This window comes from Pseudoruminococcus massiliensis (assembly GCF_900291955.1).
GTDB lineage: Bacteria > Bacillota > Clostridia > Oscillospirales > Acutalibacteraceae > Pseudoruminococcus > Pseudoruminococcus massiliensis.
On the sequence record NZ_OLMR01000001.1, the window covers coordinates 570466 to 590450 of the forward strand.

The 19985-nt window shown below is 36.2% G+C and carries 21 protein-coding genes; 2 read left to right on the forward strand and 19 right to left on the reverse strand.

What is annotated here, in order from left to right:
* Positions 1–209 precede the first annotated feature (209 nt).
* Complete coding sequence (locus C9914_RS02710; protein WP_106763168.1) at positions 210–1721, forward strand: oligosaccharide flippase family protein; 1512 nt, start codon at positions 210–212, stop codon at positions 1719–1721.
* A 49-nt stretch (positions 1722–1770) separates the two neighbouring features.
* On the opposite strand, the gene C9914_RS02715 is transcribed toward C9914_RS02710, so the two are convergent.
* From C9914_RS02715 to aroA, 19 genes are all read right to left on the reverse strand, one after another.
* Positions 1771–2643: a methionyl aminopeptidase gene (locus tag C9914_RS02715; protein WP_022265275.1), complete on the reverse strand. Its 873-nt coding sequence runs from the start codon at positions 2641–2643 to the stop codon at positions 1771–1773.
* Between the two features lie 35 nt (positions 2644–2678).
* Positions 2679–3983, reverse strand: a complete 1305-nt coding sequence (locus tag C9914_RS02720; RefSeq protein ID WP_106763170.1) for a bifunctional folylpolyglutamate synthase/dihydrofolate synthase — start codon at positions 3981–3983, stop codon at positions 2679–2681.
* Between the two features lie 125 nt (positions 3984–4108).
* Complete coding sequence (locus tag C9914_RS02725) at positions 4109–5143, reverse strand: DUF4097 family beta strand repeat-containing protein (protein ID WP_106763172.1); 1035 nt, start codon at positions 5141–5143, stop codon at positions 4109–4111.
* Between the two features lie 2 nt (positions 5144–5145).
* On the reverse strand, positions 5146–5700 hold the full coding sequence (locus C9914_RS02730) for a DUF1700 domain-containing protein (RefSeq protein ID WP_106763174.1): 555 nt from the start codon (positions 5698–5700) through the stop codon (positions 5146–5148).
* A complete protein-coding gene (locus C9914_RS02735) occupies positions 5687–6007 on the reverse strand; it encodes a PadR family transcriptional regulator (protein ID WP_022265279.1) in 321 nt (106 codons plus the stop codon). The genes C9914_RS02730 and C9914_RS02735 overlap by 14 nt, the downstream gene beginning before the upstream one ends.
* Before the next feature lie 342 nt (positions 6008–6349).
* Positions 6350–7294, reverse strand: coding sequence for a transketolase family protein (locus tag C9914_RS02740; RefSeq protein WP_106763176.1), 945 nt, complete (start codon positions 7292–7294; stop codon positions 6350–6352).
* Between the two features lie 41 nt (positions 7295–7335).
* Entirely contained in the window at positions 7336–8199 is an 864-nt protein-coding gene (locus tag C9914_RS02745; RefSeq protein WP_106763178.1) for a transketolase, read from the reverse strand.
* A gap of 85 nt (positions 8200–8284) precedes the next feature.
* Positions 8285–8773 carry a hypothetical protein gene (locus C9914_RS02750; protein WP_106763180.1) on the reverse strand — a complete coding sequence of 163 codons (489 nt, stop codon included), beginning with the start codon at positions 8771–8773 and terminating at the stop codon, positions 8285–8287.
* Positions 8774–8984: 211 nt separating this feature from the next.
* Positions 8985–9908 (reverse strand): TIGR01212 family radical SAM protein, encoded by a 924-nt coding sequence (locus tag C9914_RS02755; RefSeq protein ID WP_106763182.1) that lies wholly within the window; start codon positions 9906–9908, stop codon positions 8985–8987.
* 80 nt (positions 9909–9988) lie between these two features.
* Positions 9989–10222 carry a hypothetical protein gene (locus tag C9914_RS02760; RefSeq protein WP_106763183.1) on the reverse strand — a complete coding sequence of 78 codons (234 nt, stop codon included), beginning with the start codon at positions 10220–10222 and terminating at the stop codon, positions 9989–9991.
* Between the two features lie 103 nt (positions 10223–10325).
* Positions 10326–10784 (reverse strand): GNAT family N-acetyltransferase, encoded by a 459-nt coding sequence (locus C9914_RS02765; RefSeq protein ID WP_106763185.1) that lies wholly within the window; start codon positions 10782–10784, stop codon positions 10326–10328.
* 142 nt (positions 10785–10926) lie between these two features.
* On the reverse strand, positions 10927–11763 hold the full coding sequence (gene nadC, locus C9914_RS02770) for a carboxylating nicotinate-nucleotide diphosphorylase (protein ID WP_022265286.1): 837 nt from the start codon (positions 11761–11763) through the stop codon (positions 10927–10929).
* Positions 11750–13219, reverse strand: a complete 1470-nt coding sequence (locus C9914_RS02775) for an L-aspartate oxidase (RefSeq protein ID WP_106763187.1) — start codon at positions 13217–13219, stop codon at positions 11750–11752. Before C9914_RS02775 ends, nadC begins: the two co-directional genes overlap by 14 nt.
* Positions 13220–13369: 150 nt before the next feature.
* Positions 13370–14005, reverse strand: coding sequence for a zinc ribbon domain-containing protein (locus C9914_RS02780; protein ID WP_106763189.1), 636 nt, complete (start codon positions 14003–14005; stop codon positions 13370–13372).
* Between the two features lie 27 nt (positions 14006–14032).
* Positions 14033–14980: a hypothetical protein gene (locus tag C9914_RS02785; protein ID WP_106763191.1), complete on the reverse strand. Its 948-nt coding sequence runs from the start codon at positions 14978–14980 to the stop codon at positions 14033–14035.
* Between the two features lie 24 nt (positions 14981–15004).
* Positions 15005–15220, reverse strand: a complete 216-nt coding sequence (locus tag C9914_RS02790; RefSeq protein ID WP_242972037.1) for a helix-turn-helix domain-containing protein — start codon at positions 15218–15220, stop codon at positions 15005–15007.
* A gap of 224 nt (positions 15221–15444) precedes the next feature.
* Positions 15445–16608 carry a prephenate dehydratase gene (gene pheA / locus C9914_RS02795; RefSeq protein ID WP_242972038.1) on the reverse strand — a complete coding sequence of 388 codons (1164 nt, stop codon included), beginning with the start codon at positions 16606–16608 and terminating at the stop codon, positions 15445–15447.
* A complete protein-coding gene (gene aroC, locus C9914_RS02800; protein WP_106763195.1) occupies positions 16609–17697 on the reverse strand; it encodes a chorismate synthase in 1089 nt (362 codons plus the stop codon).
* Positions 17678–18949 carry a 3-phosphoshikimate 1-carboxyvinyltransferase gene (gene aroA / locus C9914_RS02805; RefSeq protein ID WP_106763197.1) on the reverse strand — a complete coding sequence of 424 codons (1272 nt, stop codon included), beginning with the start codon at positions 18947–18949 and terminating at the stop codon, positions 17678–17680. Before aroA ends, aroC begins: the two co-directional genes overlap by 20 nt.
* Positions 18950–19181: 232 nt before the next feature.
* Here aroA and C9914_RS02810 point away from each other — a divergent pair, with 232 nt between their 5' ends.
* Positions 19182–19928 (forward strand): M15 family metallopeptidase, encoded by a 747-nt coding sequence (locus C9914_RS02810; protein WP_106763198.1) that lies wholly within the window; start codon positions 19182–19184, stop codon positions 19926–19928.
* Positions 19929–19985: the final 57 nt, after the last annotated feature.

Genomic DNA, 19985 nt, shown 5'->3' on the forward strand with positions numbered 1-19985 from the left:
TTAAGAATCAAAGAGATGTTAAGGGCTTTGCCCTTAACACCCACGAGGGGCTCCGTCCCTCGACCCTGCGAGCAGCTTTCACCAGCAAAGCTAGTGTAGAAAAGGCTCGAGCGAAACTTTTAATTTTTATCTAATCCATAATTTATTCTTAAATTCAATCTTGTCCGCATATAAATGTATATCATAGCTTTTGCGAAAGGCGGACTGATATGAATAAGAAAAAATTTCTCGTAAATTCAATACTTCTTATAGCAACAGCCTTAATAATAAGAAGTATGGGACTTGCATTTCGTGTATATATGTCAAATACGATAGGTGCAGAGGGAATCGGACTTTATCAGCTTATTTTAACAGTTTATATGTTCTTTGCCTCGGTAACAACCGCAGGAATAAGCCTATTTGTAACAAGGTTAGTAACAGATTATCTTGCAAGAGGTGAAAATGGTATTGCCAAACACTGTGTAACCCTTTGTCTGATAATTTCGGTAGGCATAAGTACAGCGTTTGGAATTATGATGTTTGCATTTTCCAATGAACTGGGAAGCGTTTTTTTAGGCGATTCAAGAACGGTTTTATCAATTAAAATTCTTGCACCAAGTCTGCCTTTTATGGCTGTTTCAGCTTGTTTAAGGGGATACTTTCTTGCAAGAAGAAGTGTAATAACAACCTCCTTTGAACAGCTTTTAGAACAGCTTGCAGAAATAGCCGTTTTTGCAATTCTTGTCGGAAGGCTTGCTCCTATGGGGCTTGAATATGCCTGCTGTTCAATCGTAATTGGCACAACAGGTGCAGAAATAATTTCGTGCATATATTCCTATATACTTTACAGAATAAGCATTTCAAAAATCAAAGGCAAAGCAAAAAGAGTTCCACATTTTCTAAGCAAATTCACCTCAATAGCCCTACCCGTTACAGGAAGTTCTTGTCTGCGTTCGGGATTATCAGCTATCGAAAATTCGCTTATCCCAACAGGACTTCGCAAGAATGGTTCAAACTATACAAATGCACTTTCAACCTATGGAACAATAAGCGGAATGGTTATGCCGATAATAACTTTCCCAGCGATTTTTATAATGCCACTTTCAACGCTGATTATTCCAGAAATATCCCAAGCTAAAGCACAAAATAAAGAAAACTCCGTCAGACGAATATCCGAACGGCTTTTCAGAATCGGCCTTTTATACTCCATTCCGGTTATGGCAATAATGATATTTTTATCAAATGAATTAGGAACAGTAATTTATAATTCAAGCGATGTAGGCATATATATAGCAATTCTTGCACCAGTAATCCCGCTTATGTATCTCGACAGTGTAGTTGACGGCATACTAAAAGGACTTAACGAACAAGTAAGCTATTTGATATTTAATTTTATAGATTCTGTAATAAGAGTTATATTGACATATTTCTTACTACCAATTATGGGAATTAAAGGTTTTATCATCGTGATATTTGTCAGCGAATCACTTAATACAAGCCTTAGTATCTGGAGATTTCTTAAAGTCGTGCAATTAAGACTTAAAATATTTGAGTGGATAATTCGTCCTTTGCTTTGTGTTGCCTTACCTTGTTTATTGATTATAATGTTACCGTTCAAGCAAGATAGCATATTAGGCTTAATCATAAAAATTTTACTTTCGTGCATTGGATATATTTTATTGTTATACATAACAAGGCGAAATGATAAGAGATTTTCTGTTCAGAAACTAAGGATAGAGTAGCAAAAAGCGTTGGCAAAATTTCTTGCCAACGCTTTAAAATATCTAAAAATTAGTAGGAGAGAACCTCTGCACCGTCTTCAGTGACGAGAACCATAATCTCCCACTGTGCAGACGGTTTCTTATCGGCTGTATAAATAGTCCAACCGTCATTTTCATCTTGGAAAATCTTATCTGTACCCATATTTATCATAGGTTCTATTGTGAATATCATTCCAGGAACAAGAAGCATATCTTCTCCCCTCTTTGAGCAATATCCTACCCATGGGTCTTCGTGAAATTCCAAACCAACACCATGACCGCCTATTTGCCTTACAACTGAATAGCCATTTTTGACAGCGTGTTCATGTACAGCTTCGCCCATATCTCCAAGAAATCCCCAAGGCTTTACTTCTTTAAGTCCTAACTCAACAGCTTCCTTTGTAACCTCAACAAGCTTGCGTTTCTCTTCGCTGACATCACCTATGCAGAACATTCTTGAGGAATCTGAAAAATATCCATTGAGTATAGTTGAGCAATCAACATTTACAATATCGCCATCTTTAAGCACAACATCATCTGACGGAATACCGTGGCAAACGACCTCATTTATTGATGTGCAAACACTCTTAGGATAGCCTTCATAGTTCAATGTTGCAGGTATACCGCCCATTTCTGTTGTCTTTTTATAGACAATATCATCAATTTCCTGAGTTGTCATTCCTGCGTGAATCTTTGCAGCAACCTCATCAAGAACAGCTATATTTATCTTACAGCTTTCCTTGATAGCTTCAATCTGAGCCGGTGTTTTAATAATGCTATGGTCTGGAACTTCGTGTCCCATAACTTCAAATTCTTCTATCTTGTTATCAAATTCTTCATGGCATTTTTTATATTTCTTGCCACTTCCGCACCAACACGGTTCATTTCTTCCAAGCTTCTCCATTTATAAAATCTCCCTTGATAAAATATATTAAAAAATTAATTTTCAAAAATAATGTGTCGCATCTTTCCTGCAAGATATAAAGAACCACAGATAACTACCGCTCCGTCGGCTCCCGCATCTGATACAGCAAGCTCATAGGCTTTGCGATAATCCTCAAGAGGTGTAACATCTTGGCAATATTTGCTGACAACTTTTGCAAGCTCTTCTGATGACATAGCTCTTGGATTATCAGGTGAAAGAGTATATGCTTTATCGAAATTCGGTGCAATATATGAAACCGCTGTTTCTACATCTTTATCAGCCAACATTCCCATAATAAGTATTTTTTTCTTGCCAGAAAGATATGCTTTAATCGCATTTGCGAGAGCCTTTGCACCACCTGGGTTATGAGCTCCATCAAGCAATACAATAGGATTTTCGCCGATAAGCTCAAGTCGTGCAAAGAATGACGCTGTGCGGAAACCCTTTTCAATAGCTTCCGCTGTAATCTTATATCCTTGTTTATAAAGAATATTTAAGGCTTCAAGAGCAGTTGAGGCATTTTGCAGTTGATGTTCTCCGATAAATGGGATAAACAACTTCATCTCGCTATCAATGCCGAATCTACCTTTTGCGGAATATATAAATTCTGAGCCCTTTATATCAGTTTTAATCAGCTTTACTGCGGAATCGTCTGCAATAGTCAAGCTTGCTTTATTATCTTTGACAGAGTTTTCAACAACAGGTATAACTCCGTCCGGCTGGTTAGCGTAGACTACTGCCTGACCGCAAGGCTTTATTATTCCACACTTTTCATAAGCTATCTTTTCGACTGTATCGCCAAGAATGGCTGTGTGGTCGAGTGAAATTGACATAATAACTGACACAATCGAAGTATTTATTATATTGGTAGCATCAAAGCGACCGCCTAAACCAACCTCTAATACCACTATATCACATTTCTGCTCAAAATACCACAAAAAAGCTAAAGCTGTAATAAATTCAAACTCCGTTATGATTAAATCTTCCTGTTTCATCTCGTCAACAATTTTTGAAACTCTTTCTGTGAGCTTAGAAAGTTCGTCCTTTGGAATCATTTCTCCATTTATACGAAAGCGTTCACGAAAATCCATTATATACGGTGAAGTATAAAGCCCAGTCTTATAACCAGCCGCAGTAAGAACATTTGAAATCAATGTACAAGCTGTACCTTTGCCGTTTGTTCCTGCAACATGGACAAATTTTAGCTTATCCTGTGGATTGCCAAGGCGATTAAGAAGTTCGCCAATTCGCTCAAGACCTGGTTTTATACCAAATTTAAGCAAAGAGTTTACCTTTTGAATTGATTGAGAATAGTCCATTATAACCTCCATAAGCACATTTACCGTGCGTATAATAGTATATAACCTTTTTTTATGTTTTGCAAGTGCATAAAAATAAAGTGGGAATCCTTTCGGAACCCACTTTTATCATAAACTTCTAAAACCTAATCAAGTATTTTCTGCAAACCCTTGGCAACGGTATATTCATCATCAAAATCAATATTTATATTGCCATTTGAAGTATACGCTGAAAGACTTTTACTTGCGGAATCATTGCCACGACCTGAAATATTATCATTTCCATTAGATGTTCCGCTCTCTATTCTGAAATCTTTTTCTTTTCCGATAATAGTTGCAATAATACTGCCATTGCTGGTATCAAGCTCAATTTTATCGGAATCAATGCCTTTTGCATTGATGTTTCCGTTGCTTGTTTGTGCGTAGAAAGAATCATTAGCAATAGTATCACCAAGATTTATTGAATTATTTGAAGTATCAATCCTTACAGAATCGGAATTTATACTACTGATATTGATACTTGCGTTGGAAGTAACAAATTCAAGACTATGGCTTACAACAGTTTCCGCATTACAAGAACCATTGCTTGTATCAAAGTTGACAGTATGAGCCTTTATATTTTCTCCGTTAATGCTTGCATTAGATGTCTTGCAGTAAACATCATCTGTAAATTCTCCACTAATATCTATATCTGCATTTGATGTTTCAAGATAAAGACTATCTGCATTAAGGTTATTGACAGTAATTTTTGCATTGCTTGTTTCAATATTTATTTTAAGAGTTTTATTGTTTTTAGGAATTTCTACTATTGTTTCAAGCTTACCACGCTTTATGTTAACCATTCCAGTATTGAAAAGATTGCTGAAAAAATCAGTTTTATCTTTTAAAGTGACTTGTCCGTCCGCAGTGGCAACAGTGGGCTTATGCTTATTATTTTCGTAATAGGTTATGCGAATTTCATTTTTATCATCTTGACGATAGCAAACTTTTACTTTCATTAAGTCTATATCTACCTTAACAGATGAAATTTCACTGTCACTGACAGTAAAAACTTTTTCTGTATAGTCTTCATCTAAATCTAATTTAACAAAATCAAAACCAACCATAGCGAAACCTATTAAAGCTATGATTAAACCGACTGCACAGACAATTCCTGTAATAGCTAAAAATTTCTTTGTCATTTTTAAGCCTCCTTTGTGTATGTTCTTACATATGCCTTAAATATTTTTTGTGTGATTTTTATGCAGAGAAGTATAAATTTCCACGAACCATAGGCTGCAAAAAGTCCCAAAGCTGAAACAAATATTGCTACTCCAAGCTGGCATATACCTGCTCCAATAGATGTAAACATAACAATAAACGAACCTATTATTGTAAGGACTCCGCCTAACTGCATTCCAACAGATGCTGCCACAAATGAAACTGCTACTGAATATAAAATTGCTAAGGCAGTAATCACAAATGGAATTAAAATCGAAAATCCGACTATACGACCTACGCTTAATTTTTCAGGCTCTTTAATATGCTTTGGTTCTTCATATTCCTGTGTTTCTGCAAGAATTTTATCCGCAAGCTGACGAGGTGTTCCAAGCTGTGAAAGTACCTCCTCTTCTGGTATTCCTAATTCTACTTTATCGCCAATAAGTTCGGCATAGTATTCAATTACTCTGTCTTCTTCGACTCTGTCAAGTATTGAAAGACAGCGTCTGAGTTCTTTCAAATATTCATATTGATTCATAATTTACCTCCGCAATAAATTTATAGATTTTGTCGATTTGTTCCCAATCCTTCAAAAATTCATTGATACGCTCAAAGCCAAGTTCTGTTATTCTATAATATTTTCTCAATCTACCATTATGCTCTCTTGAATCTACTGTCAAACAACCTGATGACTGCAAACGCTTTAAAATCGGATAAAGCGTTGATTCGGAAATTTCAATATTTGGTGATAAGTCACTAATGATTTTATAGCCATAGCTTTCTCCCTTAGTCAAAACCTTTAGCACACAAACTTCAAGCATACCTTTTTTTAGCTGTGAATCCAAATGTTAAGCTCCTTTCTGAAATATACTGCCTTATGTGATATACTATATCATACACAGTATATCGTGTCAAGAGGTATCAATAAAAAATCAACAAAAAAGAACGGCTCTTGATAGAACCGTTCTTTTGAAATTATTTAATGTGAGTTCGATGAATTTCCTTAGTTAATAATAATTTATAAAAGTAGAGGCGAACTGCGTTCGCCCGTTAGGTAAAGAATGTTAAGGGCTTTGCCCTTAAAACCCACAAGGGACTCCGTCCCTTGACCCTGCAAGCCTTTAAAAAGGCTTGAGCGAAACTTTTAATTTCTGTCGAACTCGTGTTATTTAATAAATTGAAAGCTATTATTTGCCGATGATTTCCTTAAATCTCTTTGCAAGAGAAACAGAATCAAGACCGTATTCAGCAATAAGTCCAACTGCTGGACCTGAATGACCGTATGTATCGTTGATACCAATTCTTGTAACTGGTACTGGATATTCTTCGCATACAGCAGATGTAACAGCCTCGCCAAGGCCACCAATGACATTATGCTCCTCGACAGTGATAATTCTTCCTGTTTCCTTTGCTGCCTTAATTATAATATCCTTATCAATAGGCTTGATTGTGTGCATATTGATAAGTCTTACATTAATACCCTCTGCCTCAAGTGCCTTAACTGCCTTGAGTGATTCATAAACAACAAGACCAGTTGCAATAACAGTAACATCGTTGCCTTCGTGGAGAGTAATACCCTTACCAATTTCAAACTTATAGTTATCAGGGTCGTTAAAGCTATCAATAGCAAGTCTGCCAAGTCTGATATAAACTGGGCCATTATGCTCATATGCCGCCTTTGTAGCTGCTACCATCTCATAGTGGTCAGCAGGATTGAGGATAACCATTCCTGGAATAGTTCTCATAAGAGCAATATCCTCAAGACACTGGTGAGTTGCACCATCTTCACCAACAGAAATACCTGCGTGTGAACCTGCAATCTTAACATTAAGTGCAGGATAAGCTACTGTATTTCTGATTTGCTCGTATGCACGACCTGTTGCAAACATTGCAAATGATGCAGCAAATGGGACTTTGCCTGCTGCTGCAAGACCTGCTGCAACGCCTATCATATTACATTCTGCGATACCGCAGTCGATAAACTTATCTGGATATTCTTTTGCGAAGATGTCTGTTTTTGTTGCAGCGGAAAGGTCTGCATCAAGAACGACTATATCTGAATGTGTCTTTGCAAGTTCACAAAGAGCCTTTCCGAAGCTCTCTCTGGTTGCTATTTTAACACTCTCTGCCATTTATAACCATTCCTTTCAATAATAAAGGGTTTTATTTAAAATTAATCTTTAATTTCTGCAAGCTGTGCTTCAAGAAGCTTTTGCTGTTCTTTGAGTTCGTTAAGTGCAAGCTCATACTGCTCTTGGTTAGGAGCTTTTCCGTGCCAGCCCACTTGGTCTTCCATATAAGAAACGCCCTTGCCTTTAACTGTTTCTGCAATGATAACAGTTGGCTTACCCTTTACGGATTTAGCCTTTTCAAAAGCTTCCTCAATCTGGTTGAAGCAGTGACCACAAATCTTTATAACCTCAAAGCCAAAGCTCTCAAACTTCTTATCAAGAGGCTCAAGACCAGCAACTTCGCTGACCTTACCATCAATCTGCAAGCCGTTATAATCTACGATATAGCAGAGATTATCGAGGTTGTGATGTGCTGCAAACATTGCAGACTCCCAAACCTGTCCTTCTTCACACTCACCGTCACCGAGCATTGCGTATACACGATAGGAGGCATTATCCATCTTAGCTGCAAGAGCCATACCACAAGCAGCAGAAACGCCTTGTCCGAGTGAGCCTGAACTCATATCAACACCAGGAGTTCCCTTCATATCAGGGTGACCCTGAAGCATTGCACCTATATGGCGGAGAGATTTTATCTCTTTCTCAGGGAAGTAGCCTTTAATTGCAAGTGCTGCATAAAGACCAGGGCAGCAATGACCCTTAGAAAGTACAAATCTATCCCTGTCTGCCCACTTAGGATTCTTCGGGTCTACATTAAGCTCCTTAAAATAGAGGTATGTAAAAATGTCTGCGGCAGAAAGTGAACCGCCCGGATGACCCGATTTAGCATTAAAAACTCCCTCAATTATAAGCTGTCGTACTTTGTTAGCAGTAATTTTCAGCTCTGCTTTTTCTCTTTTGTCCATGGATCATATTCCTCCCGTAAAATGAATAAGAAATATATTTAGACTTTCGCTTTATGCGAAATCCATTGCGTAATTATTATCACTGTTATTTTTTTGGTGCAATTCTTCTGCCAGAAGAATCATTGCCTCCATTAGCTTGGCGTCTTGGGTTATTAGCTGTTCTACTGTTAGCCTTCTGTGACATTTTCTTTCTTCTCAACATCATAAATACTACAAAGCCAATTCCTGCGACTCCAAGCACTATTAAGATTATGCCTATAACCAAAAGCCATTCGCCGTTTCCGACATATTTGCCATCTTTAAAATCTTTAAAGCTTCCGCCCTTAGAATTTTCATTACTTGGTGATTTACTGCTACGCTCTGCATTCTGTGAGCTAAGCTCTGCTTCCGCCTGACTTTGAAGCTCTGCCCAGTCGGAAGAAGTCATTCTTGAGGTTTCTTTAGAAGCTTCAGTTTTAATTGTGCTTGCACTGCTATAATCATCTTCAGCCATAGCGATTATCGGACAAGAAACTGCAAGAACCATCGCCGAAAGTATAGCTATAAGTTTTTTTTTGAATGTGATATGCTTCATTATCCAATCAACCCTTATGATTTATTCGCCAAAAGATTCACACTAAAAACAGTGATACCAAATTGTATTTTAACACAACAAACGAAAAAAATATAGTAGCAACGCATAAAAACCGCAAAATTCCTACTATTTCAACAAAATTCACTAACAAATTGTAGAATAAAGCAACAAAATAGTTTTAACAAAAATTGCAAAAAGAATTTTTTGATATTTAAGATTTTATTCCTTGTATAATATCTAACTCTTTTAGTCTATGATTTATTCCGTTAAGCACTTGCAGCTTTCTCAAGCTCCAAAGCGGAGCTATAAGCTCGTCAGGATTTCCATCTCCTGTTAATCTGTGTATAACCATTTCTCTTGGCAAAATAGAAATAATCTCACAAACTATTTCTATATATTCTTCCTCAGTAAGTGCTTTAAATTCGCCTTTTTCATACATTTCAAGAAGTTTTGTATTCTTTAAAATGTGCATAAGCTGCAATTTAATGCCATTAGCTGTTTTTCCGATATATTCTGCTGTAGAGAGAATATCTTCTTTTGTTTCATAAGGCAAGCCGATAATCATATGAGTTATAATCTCAACACCTATATTTTTAAGCTTTCTGACTGCTTCATCATAGCATGAAAGCTCATACCCTCGATTTATGAGTTTTGCTGTTGATTCATTTATTGTTTGTAAGCCTAATTCTACCCAAACTGGTTTTATGCGATTAAGCTCAGCAAGCAATTCAATAACATCATCACCAAGACAATCGGGTCTTGTGGCAATCGAAAGTATAGCTATATCATCTCGCATAATTGTATCCATAAATAGCTTGCGAAGATATTCAACAGGGGCATATGTATTAGTATAGGCTTGAAAATATGCTATAAATCTATTACCCTGATATTTTTTACTGACAAGCGTTTTTGCTTGCTCAATCTGCTTAGCAATATCAGGATTAAAACTTGCGGCGAAATCTCCTGAACCTCCAGCACTGCAAAAAATACAACCGCCCTCGGAAATTTTGCCATCACGATTAGGACAAGTCATTCCACCATTGAGAGATAGCTTATAAAGCTTTTCGCTATATCTTTCTTTAAGCATATAGTCTAAAGAGTAGTATCTTCTGCCACCCCAAAAAGTTTTTTCCATCTTAATTTCCCCATATTTTATATTAAATATAAAGCAAACGAGCTAAAAGACCCACTTACTTTATATTATTAAAAGGATTATCATTTTTTAGATTCTGGCATTGAAACTACAATTTCAGCTTCTTCTCGTATATCGCTTTCTATGCCTGATATTTTTTCTGTAACATTATCAAACAAGCCCATTATGGTTGCTCTATATCTTGACGCAAGGTGAAAGCCTAATAAAGCCATCAATGCTGTAAATACAACAATAAATACGATAGCTCCTGTAAGCTTTGCTGTTTTCTTTAAACCTTTTTCGTTAGATTTTCGCATAATCCCCTCCGCAGTATCTTTTATTGCTATAATATTATATCCTAATATAAATTACTGCAATAGGCAAGTAGAAATAACCAATAAAAAACTTATTCCATTATTTTTAAAGAATTTTTTCCATACCATATTTCTGAATACTTAATCCGCACTTTTCATAAAAACTTTTTGCAGATTCATTACAAGCCCATACATTAAGAGTGACATTATAACAATTACTTTTCTTAGCGCAATCTAAAACAAATTCATAAAGCTTTGTGCCGACCTTATGACCTCTTGATTTTTCGGAAACGCATAAATCGTCTATATAAAGAGTAGTCTTATTATACATAGAGTTTCCATGATACTGAAATACGCAAAAAGCATAACCAAGTATTACATCATCTTCTGCAACAAATATTGGTTTCTCATCATTTTGAACTAAGGTTTCAAGTTCTTTTGTTGTATACTTTTTCTCGCCTGCTTTGAAAAGGTCTGGTCTGCCATCTGAATGTACTTTATGGACTTGATATAACAATTCCTCTATCTGTGGTATATCTTCTTTTTTTGCTCGTCTGATATTCATTTTAGTCCTCCGAATTTATAATTTTTAAACATAACTTATTTGTATCAACAAAATTATATCATTTTTTCTCTTATTACGAATTATTACGAACGATAATATTACATTAAAAAAGAGAACCCTTTCGGACTCTCTTTTTCTTTGATTATTTTATATACATAGAAATATCAAAAGCTTTTACTGAGTGTGTTAATGCTCCTATTGAAATAATATCAACACCACTTTCAGCAACCGCTCTCAAGGTTTCATTAGTGATACCGCCTGAAGCCTCAAGAACTGCTCTGCCGTCAGTAATTGCAACTGCCTCTTTCATAAGTTCAGGACTCATATTATCGAGCATAATTATATCTGCTCCAACTGCAAGAGCCTCTTTGAGTTCGTCGAGGTTTCTTGTTTCAACCTCAATCTTTGTCATATGACCGATTTTCTTTCTCAAAGCGGTAACTGCTGCTGTAATTCCGCCTGCTGCATCAATATGATTATCCTTGAGCATAGCTGCATCAGAAAGATTATAGCGGTGATTCTTTGCACCGCCTGTCATAACAGCGTACTTCTGAAGTGGACGCATACCCGGAAGTGTTTTTCTTGTATCAGCAATACTTGCATTAGTACCCTCAACAAGCTTTGTTGCTTGATTAGCCGCCGTAGCAATTCCACTCATATGCTGAATAAGGTTGAGTGCAGTTCTCTCACCCTTTAAAAGTGACGCTGTTCTGCCCTCAAGACGCATAATCTCATCGCCATATTTTACGCTCTCACCGTCTTTGATGAGAATTTCGATTTTAATATCACTATCTATAAGTTCAAAAACTCTTGCGGCAACTTCTACACCACAAAGTATGCCTTCTGCCTTTGCAACAAGCTTACCCTTGCCCATCTGTTCAGCAGGAATGAGGTAATCCGTTGTAACATCACAATAATTGATGTCCTCTAAAAGAGCCGTTTTAATTAAATTATCAACATAAATTTTATTCAGAATCATTGCTAACCTCCTCAAGAATTATGCAAGCAACGCAAGCAAGGCTTCTTGCCTCAACAAAGTTATGGTCGATTTTGTAGTGTCCGTTAAGGAGTAAATCTTTGATTTCCTTTGCTCGCTTTAGACCTGCTGGAACAGCACTTGGGTCTGGAATTACAAAATGAGATGTCTGCATAATCTTTCTGATTTCGGTTCTGAGTCCGTGTGGAAGTTCATTACCTTCAAGAGATTCCTTAGGCGGAAGCTCGCCAACAGAAGCTCCATTATCATTTTTAAGCTTTTCTGTAATATCCTGTGCGGCACGGCGTGAGAATACCAAAGCCTCAAGCAAAGAGTTACTTGCAAGACGGTTTGCACCATGAACGCCTGTATGTGAGCATTCTCCTGCGGCATAAAGTCTATCAACAGTAGTTCTTGCATTGAGGTCAACATCTATTCCGCCCATAAGGTAATGCTGGCATGGGAATACTGGTATTCTATCCTTTGTAATATCAATACCTTCCTCAAGACAACGCTCATAAATCATTGGGAAACGATTTTTTACAAATTCTGGGTCTTTATCGGTAATATCAAGATAAAAATTCTCATTGCCCTTTTTGCGTGATTCGAGAATTATTGCATTTGAAACAACATCTCTTGGGGCAAGCTCTCCACGCTCATCATAATTAAAGGCAAATCTTTCGCCGTCACAGTTGAGCAAAACTGCTCCTTCACCACGAACAGCCTCACTTATAAGAAAACGCTCTCTGTCTGCTTCTGCGGCAAAAGCTGTTGGGTGGAACTGAATCCAGCTAAGGTGCTTAATTCTTGCACCAAGCATATGTGCAAGAGTAATGCCGTCACCTGTTGCAATAGCTGAGTTTGTAGTATACTGATAAACTCTGCCGATACCGCCAGACGCCATAATGCAGTATTTTGCACCAACAAAGGCTTGTTCGCCATTATCGAGAATTAAGCCTGCAAAGAATCCATTATCTGCCTTTTCGAGAGAATAAAGAAGTGTATTCTCAAGAATATCAACATTCTTATGTTCCTTAACCTTTTCAATAAGTGCATCAACAATAGCTCTGCCTGTTGAATCCTTATGGTGAACTATTCTATGTCTTGAATGTCCCGCCTCAAGGGTCATCATCATCTTACCTGATGCGTCAAGGTCAAATGCAACGCCCATCTCTTTAAGCTTGAGAACATCTTGAGGTCCTTCGGAAACAAGCACCTCGATTGCAGCTAAATTATTTTTATACTTACCCGCAATAAGTGTATCAGCGATATGTAGCTTAAAATTATCATGGCTCTTATCAAGAACAGCCGCAACACCGCCCTGTGCCAATGAGGAATTGGAAAGTGGAAGTTCTCTTTTGGAAATAAGCAAAACACTTACATTCTCAGGAAACTGCAATGCTCCGTAAAGTCCAGCAGCACCTGCTCCAACAACAATAACATCATATTCCCGCTTCATAATTAGTACCTCTTTTTATTTCACATTTCTAAAATTTTATTATTCTAAAAAAACCTTAGACTTATTTTATTGTATCATAATTTATATGAAATTTAAATAGGAAAAATAAAAAAAGTGCCGACTGAACGACACTTTTTATTTTAGGCGAAATTAAATCAGTTTTTTACCGCATTTAACGCAAAAACTTCCTGCTGTAGTATTTTGCGTTCCGCAATTTTGGCAGAATATAATATTATTTATCTCTTTTATCTTTGAAGGTAAAAGCTTGATAGCTTCTTCAACAGTTGTTGCCATTCCGTTGCGTATATATCCTGAGATTTCTAAGGCATTATCCCAATAATCTTTTGGTATAACACAAACCTGAGTATTACTCATATATAGTTCAAGTGAGTTTAATTCTTCTACTGCTTTTTGATATTCTACAAGTTTAGATTGACACATACTGCGATATTGATTATCTTGTCGTATATATTCTTGATATTTACTTTTTTTAATAGTAGTTGCAATCGTACCCAAAATAGCAGCAATAACTAACCAAAAAATTCCTGCCATTGACGCATAGTACGAAATTATCATTATAATACCCATGACAGCTATAACATTGCTTATAACTCTAAATACAGAAGCAGCCACGATTTTATTATTTGCTTTATATATTTTAAAATCTACTTGTGGAGTATTCAAATAATCATTATACTGTGAAAGCTCATTTACATTTTCTTTTAAAATTTTTCTCTTATTTATCAATTCAATAGAAAGATTTAATTTTTCAATAATATTTTCCATAATTAACAACACCTTTCCTCTTCAAATTCAATTTGATATTTGGGGCACACCCCATGTATCTTTCGTAGTACTTAATTCTGTTACATTGTAATATTCTTTTTGAGATGTAACCTCATCAATAATCAAGCTATCATAATTGTCTGAACTTTTATAATCTATATTTACATCCCAATTAATAGTAGCGTTACAGTCTAAGCTTATGTTATTTACGATTATCATAACATACCTTTTTTCTTTTCTTACATCATCTTCATATTTCTTACTTGTTACATTATAATCATACACTAACATAAGTTTGTTATACGCATCATTGCTGTATTTATCCTCAAAATCACTTTTTAAAGATATTAAATAAGCAGATTTCAAACCTTTATTTTCATATGAATTGAATTTATATCCAGAAATCCAATCAAGGGGAAATCCCGCAAAAAAATTATCTCCCTCTTTCGCTGCAGTTACAACAGTTAATTTATCGTTTATTTCTGACTGCATTTCAGATAAATCTAAACCATCTATATTAGTTATAAATTCGGGACAATCTTTGATTGTGTAACTTTTCTTATTATTTAACACTGAATATCCTAATGTTTCTATACTATACGAATCATATACAGCCGTAACTTCAAAACTATCACCATTTTTATATTTTTTATCCTCAATCTGATAATTAAAATTTTCTTTTATAATACTATCGCACGATGAGTTATCAGTAGATACAACTATATATGGTGAAGTTCCAGTATATGTAATTTTAAGTTTTTCAAATGGGTCTAAAACTTTTTCTGATGATTTAGAAAGTTCTGATATTTCAGATTTTGTTTCAGACGAAAATACGACAGAAGATTCATATGAATTAGAACTTTCATCAAAATCATAGTTTTCTGATAAAACTTCTTCATTTTTCTGACAAGCTGCTAATGATGCCACAGATGTAACAGCTAAAGCCAGAGAAACTAAAATTTTCAATTTTTTCATAATTTAATCACTCCTAAAATAGATTTATTTTTTTGTATCAATCAAAAACTTACAATTTAATTCGGGGTTATCAGTTCTGCCAAGTAAAAAATCTACTGAAACATTAAAATAATCGCCAAAAGCAATTAACGTTTTATAATCAGCTTGGCGTACTTCTGTTTCATATCTACTAATATTATTTTGACTCATGTTTAAATCCATTGCTAACTTTACTTGAGATATTTTCTTTGTTTTTCGCAATTCTTTTAATCTAAAAATTTTTACCACCCCTAATATAATTATACTCTGGTAGTATAATGTAAATATCCCGTTTTGGGATATTTTAGGTAAAGTGCTTATTTTATGCTGAATTTAGTAAGAAATTATATAAAAATAATGCAAGAATGATATTTTTCTACAAAAAAACGCCCACAGTTTTTAAATGTAAACTGTGGACGCTCATTTTTCGATTTAATATTTTTCGCTTAGAAACGAAGCTCTTTATAGTTGCCTAAAAATGAAAATTCCGGAAGTTCTTCTGAAAGCGAACAAAGAAGATTTTTAATATGCTCGCTTTGTGCATTTCCTGTGAAATCAAGATAGAAAAGATATTCAAAACTCTTTCCAACCATAGGGCGGGATTCTATCTTAGTAAGATTTAAACCATGTGAGGAAAAGCGTGAAAGTACACTGCAAAGCGAACCTTTGACATGAGAAACAGAAAAACAAAGGCTTATTCTATCCGCATCATCGGAAATTATAGGATTTTTGGATATTATTATAAAGCGTGTGCAGTTGTTCTCATCATTCTGTATACCCTCTGCAAATACCTTTAAGCCATATTCCTTAGCGGCATATGCTGAACAAACTGCTGAAAGGCTCTTATCGCCTTTTTCGGCAACCATTTTGGCAGCGGCTGATGTACTTGCATAAAGCATAGCTGAAAGTTTATGCTCATCTATAAACTTGGAGCATTGTGCCAATGCTTGGTCTTTTGAATATACTTCCTTAACATCAGAAAGCTCCGCTCCCTCAACTCCTGCTATGCAATGATTTATCTTTAAATCAACTGCACTTACTATGTAATAGCGGTATTGCAACATAAGGTCGTATACATCTATAACTGAACCAGCGGAGGAGTTTTCTATCGGAATAATACCATAATCTGCCTCTTTATTTTCCAGTGCCTCAAACACACTGCTGAACTTTCCATAAAAAACAGGCTCGCTCTCAGGGAAAAGCTTCATCAAAGCTATGTGCGTATTTGAACCCGCATTTCCAAAGCAAGCTACTTTTTCGTGGGTTTCATTGATTTTAGCCTTGCTATCTGCTGAATCAAAAAGCTTTCTAAGTTCTTTTCCTGAACCTATTATATCGTGCTGTAAGCCTCGGCTTATCTCCATTATATTTTGGAAAAGAATCCTTGTACAATCGGCATATCTGCCTGAATTTGCAGTAACCTTATCTATAATTTGCTGTTCTCTCTCATTATTGAAGATTGGCATATTGTTTTCTGCCTTATATCTTGCAACCTCTTCTGAACAGTTCATTCTGCGAAGCAGCAACTCAACAAGCTGGCTATCTATTTCGTCAATTTCTGCTCTTATATCCTTTAAATCCATTCCGTAATCTTCCTTTTTATTTTTCATTCATATGGTATACTTATCCATCATAAGGTCAAGTATTGCAATTGCTGTCGCATTCTCTATAACTGGTACTGCACGAACTACTATACAAGGGTCATGTCTGCCCTTTATCTCAAGCTCTGTATTTTCGTGAGTTTCAAGATTTACTGTGTTCTGCTTTTGAGATATAGAGGCTGTCGGTTTAATAGCCGCTCTGAAAATAATTGGCATACCCGAAGTGATTCCGCCGAGAATACCGCCATGATTGTTGGTTTCGGTCTTTATGGTATCTCCGTCATAAACAAAAGGGTCATTATTTTCACTTCCTTTATGCTTAGAACCCTCAAAGCCTGAACCGAACTCTATCCCCTTAACTGCTGGAACACCAAAAATCATAGACGCAATAACATTTTCAACGCCATCAAACATAGGAGAACCTATGCCGACAGGTACACCTTTTATAGCACATTCTACAACGCCACCAATGCTATCCTGTGACATACGGCAATCCTCAATAAGCTCACGCATAGGCACTTCTGCACTTTCATCTATAAGACAGAATTTTTCTGTTGAAAGTCTTTCTAAAAGCTCGTCTGATATATCTACTGGATTGAAAAGCTTATCTTCAACCGTTCCAACACTTGCTATATGAGCTGCAATTTTAATTCCACGATTTTCAAGAATTTGTCTTGAAACTGCTCCTGCAAATACAAGCGGTGCTGTTAATCTTCCCGAAAAATGTCCTCCGCCTCTGACATCATTAAAACCACCATAGCGGATATGTCCTGTATAGTCTGCGTGAGATGGTCTTGGCGAGGTCATAAGATTTCCGTAATCTTGAGAGCGTGTATTTGTATTGCGAATTACAGCACAAAGTGGAGCACCTGTTGTTGTATCATTAAGCATACCCGAAAGGATTTCTGGCAAATCACTTTCTTTTCTCGGAGTAGCGGCTTTATCGTTGCCTGGTGCTCTCCTTGCCATTTGTGCTAAAAGCTTATCCATATCAATTTTTTTGCCCGCTGGAAGTCCATTTATTACAACACCTATGCCATTGCCATGACTTTCTCCGAAAATTGAAATTTCTATATTTTTACCCCATGTTGATGACATTAGCGTTACCTCCAAGATTATTATAGTCCTCAAAGAAGCTCGGATATGATTTATTGATACTTTCTGCGTCTGTAATGATGACTGGCTCTGTTGCTCTTGTTGCCGCCACAGAAAGTGCCATAACTATTCTATGGTCATTATAGCCCTGAACTGCTCCGCCATGAAGTGACTTAACACCGTTTATTCTTAAGCCGTCTGGCAGTTCTGTTATATCTGCACCAAGCTTATTTAAGCCCTCTGTAATTGCGTGAAGTCTGTCGCTTTCTTTTATGCGAAGTCTTGCTGCACCTGTAATGGTAGTTGTACCCTCCGCAAGTGCTGCTACAACTGCAAGAATCGGAACTAAATCAGGAATATTTTCTGCGTCAATTTCTATTCCATTAAGCTTATTATGCTTACAGCTAAGAACTTGTCCATTTATTGTTATATCCGCACCAAATTGACGGAGTAATTGATATATAGCTTTATCGCCTTGATAAGATGCAGTATCAAGATTTTCTATGGAAACATTTCCACCTAAAGCCCCAGCCGCAAGGAAAAATGCTGCCTGCGACCAATCGCCCTCTATATTCAAATGCTGTGGTTTATAGCTTTGATTGCCATAAACCTTATAGCCATTTTCGGTTTCTATCGCTGTCACACCAAATCTATACATAGCGGAAAGTGTCATATCAATATAGCTTTTGGATTCGAGAGAGGAAGTAACTACAATCTCACTATCAGCCTTTAAAAGCGGTAATGCGAGAAGTAAACCTGTTATAAACTGTGAACTGACATTTCCAGGCACTTCAAATATTCCAGGCTTTAGCTGACCGTTTATAGAAAGTGGCAAACCACCCTCTGTTACACAATTTACGCCCGCCTTTGGCAAGCACTCAAGATAAATGCCGATAGGTCTTTCTGGAAGTCTGCCGTGACCTATGAATTTTGCTTTTACATTGCCTGCTCCTACAACTGGAATCATAAATCTTAGTGTAGAGCCTGATTCTCCACAATCAAGAGTTGCTTCGGTATTTGTAAACATCATTTTTCCGTCAATGGTAAGTCTTTTACCAATGAGCGAAACTGCTGCTCCAAGTTCCTTTACACAATCTATTGTGGCACGAATATCATTTGAAAGCTCGACTGGCTCCATTACGCTTACTCCCTGAGCCAATGCCGCACAGATAACGGCTCTATGGGCAGCACTTTTTGACGGTGGAACAGCCACCAATCCTGAGAGCATTTTTGGTTCTAATACAACATTACTCATATTTCCTCACCCTAAAACAATAATTAATATAATTATAGCATAAAACAACTAAAAATGTCCATAAACTTTTACGAACACTTTGAATATCGCATTTATGTTAAGAATAAATACTTTAGCACATACAAGAAATGTCTTAAAATTTAATGCTAATCAGTATTTAATAATATCATCTGTTGGAGTTTTCAACTTAATGTGTTATTATAAGAATAGGATTGCTTTGAGGTGATTTATCTTGAAAAATAAAATTCTTCCCGCTCGTGAAACTATGGAACGAAGTTATGATACAAGTGGACTTATTATTTATCTATTCTTGATTCCATTTGCTATAATTATTTTACTTTTGCTTATAGTACTTATTATATTTACTCAAATAAAGCAAAGCCCTGAAAATTCTATTGATAATTCATATGATACTCAAAGTGTTGTATCATACAATTCTGAAGATGAAGAAAAGCTCTTGACTCTTGCCTCGGTTTATTCTCCACTTTCTGATGATTATAAACCAAGCCTTGAAAATTATAATGGGATAAAATATGATTCTACTCTTGAAGAACCGCTCTCTGCACTTATCAGTGCCGCAAAGGAGGACGGAGTTACTATTAAAGTTACTGGTGGATACATTTCTAAAAATGAACAGGATAAGCTATTTAAGTCAGAAGTAGAGCGTCTTATGCAAGAAAAGGATTATTCTCAGGTTAAGGCTGAAACGGAAGCAGAAAAATCTATCCCTAAGGGCAATCATTACGATAGACAGACAGGACTTTCTATAACTCTTTCAACAGATGATAATTATGCTTGGCTTGAGGCAAATGCCTATAAATATGGCTTTATCCAACGATATACAAAATCTGGTGAGGAGGAAACAAAGGTTAAGGCTGACAATTCGCTTTTTAGATATGTCGGAATAGAAAATGCTAAGAAAATACGCATACTTGGTATGACCTTAGATGAATATGTCGATTATGTCAACAGCAGATAAATTTCGCTGTGCGAAATAAACATTTATAAACTAATTTTTTTGTGATATTCTCCTAAA

Coding starts and splice junctions, on each gene's coding strand:
- C9914_RS02710 (WP_106763168.1), top strand. CDS start 210: ATGAATAAGAAAAAATTTCTCGTAAATTCAATACTTCTTATAGCAACA.
- C9914_RS02715 (WP_022265275.1), bottom strand. CDS start 2,643: ATGGAGAAGCTTGGAAGAAATGAACCGTGTTGGTGCGGAAGTGGCAAG.
- C9914_RS02720 (WP_106763170.1), bottom strand. CDS start 3,983: ATGGACTATTCTCAATCAATTCAAAAGGTAAACTCTTTGCTTAAATTT.
- C9914_RS02725 (WP_106763172.1), bottom strand. CDS start 5,143: ATGACAAAGAAATTTTTAGCTATTACAGGAATTGTCTGTGCAGTCGGT.
- C9914_RS02730 (WP_106763174.1), bottom strand. CDS start 5,700: ATGAATCAATATGAATATTTGAAAGAACTCAGACGCTGTCTTTCAATA.
- C9914_RS02740 (WP_106763176.1), bottom strand. CDS start 7,294: ATGGCAGAGAGTGTTAAAATAGCAACCAGAGAGAGCTTCGGAAAGGCT.
- C9914_RS02745 (WP_106763178.1), bottom strand. CDS start 8,199: ATGGACAAAAGAGAAAAAGCAGAGCTGAAAATTACTGCTAACAAAGTA.
- C9914_RS02750 (WP_106763180.1), bottom strand. CDS start 8,773: ATGAAGCATATCACATTCAAAAAAAAACTTATAGCTATACTTTCGGCG.
- C9914_RS02755 (WP_106763182.1), bottom strand. CDS start 9,908: ATGGAAAAAACTTTTTGGGGTGGCAGAAGATACTACTCTTTAGACTAT.
- C9914_RS02760 (WP_106763183.1), bottom strand. CDS start 10,222: ATGCGAAAATCTAACGAAAAAGGTTTAAAGAAAACAGCAAAGCTTACA.
- C9914_RS02765 (WP_106763185.1), bottom strand. CDS start 10,784: ATGAATATCAGACGAGCAAAAAAAGAAGATATACCACAGATAGAGGAA.
- nadC (WP_022265286.1), bottom strand. CDS start 11,763: ATGATTCTGAATAAAATTTATGTTGATAATTTAATTAAAACGGCTCTT.
- C9914_RS02775 (WP_106763187.1), bottom strand. CDS start 13,219: ATGAAGCGGGAATATGATGTTATTGTTGTTGGAGCAGGTGCTGCTGGA.
- C9914_RS02780 (WP_106763189.1), bottom strand. CDS start 14,005: ATGGAAAATATTATTGAAAAATTAAATCTTTCTATTGAATTGATAAAT.
- C9914_RS02785 (WP_106763191.1), bottom strand. CDS start 14,980: ATGAAAAAATTGAAAATTTTAGTTTCTCTGGCTTTAGCTGTTACATCT.
- pheA (WP_242972038.1), bottom strand. CDS start 16,608: ATGAAAAATAAAAAGGAAGATTACGGAATGGATTTAAAGGATATAAGA.
- aroC (WP_106763195.1), bottom strand. CDS start 17,697: ATGTCATCAACATGGGGTAAAAATATAGAAATTTCAATTTTCGGAGAA.
- aroA (WP_106763197.1), bottom strand. CDS start 18,949: ATGAGTAATGTTGTATTAGAACCAAAAATGCTCTCAGGATTGGTGGCT.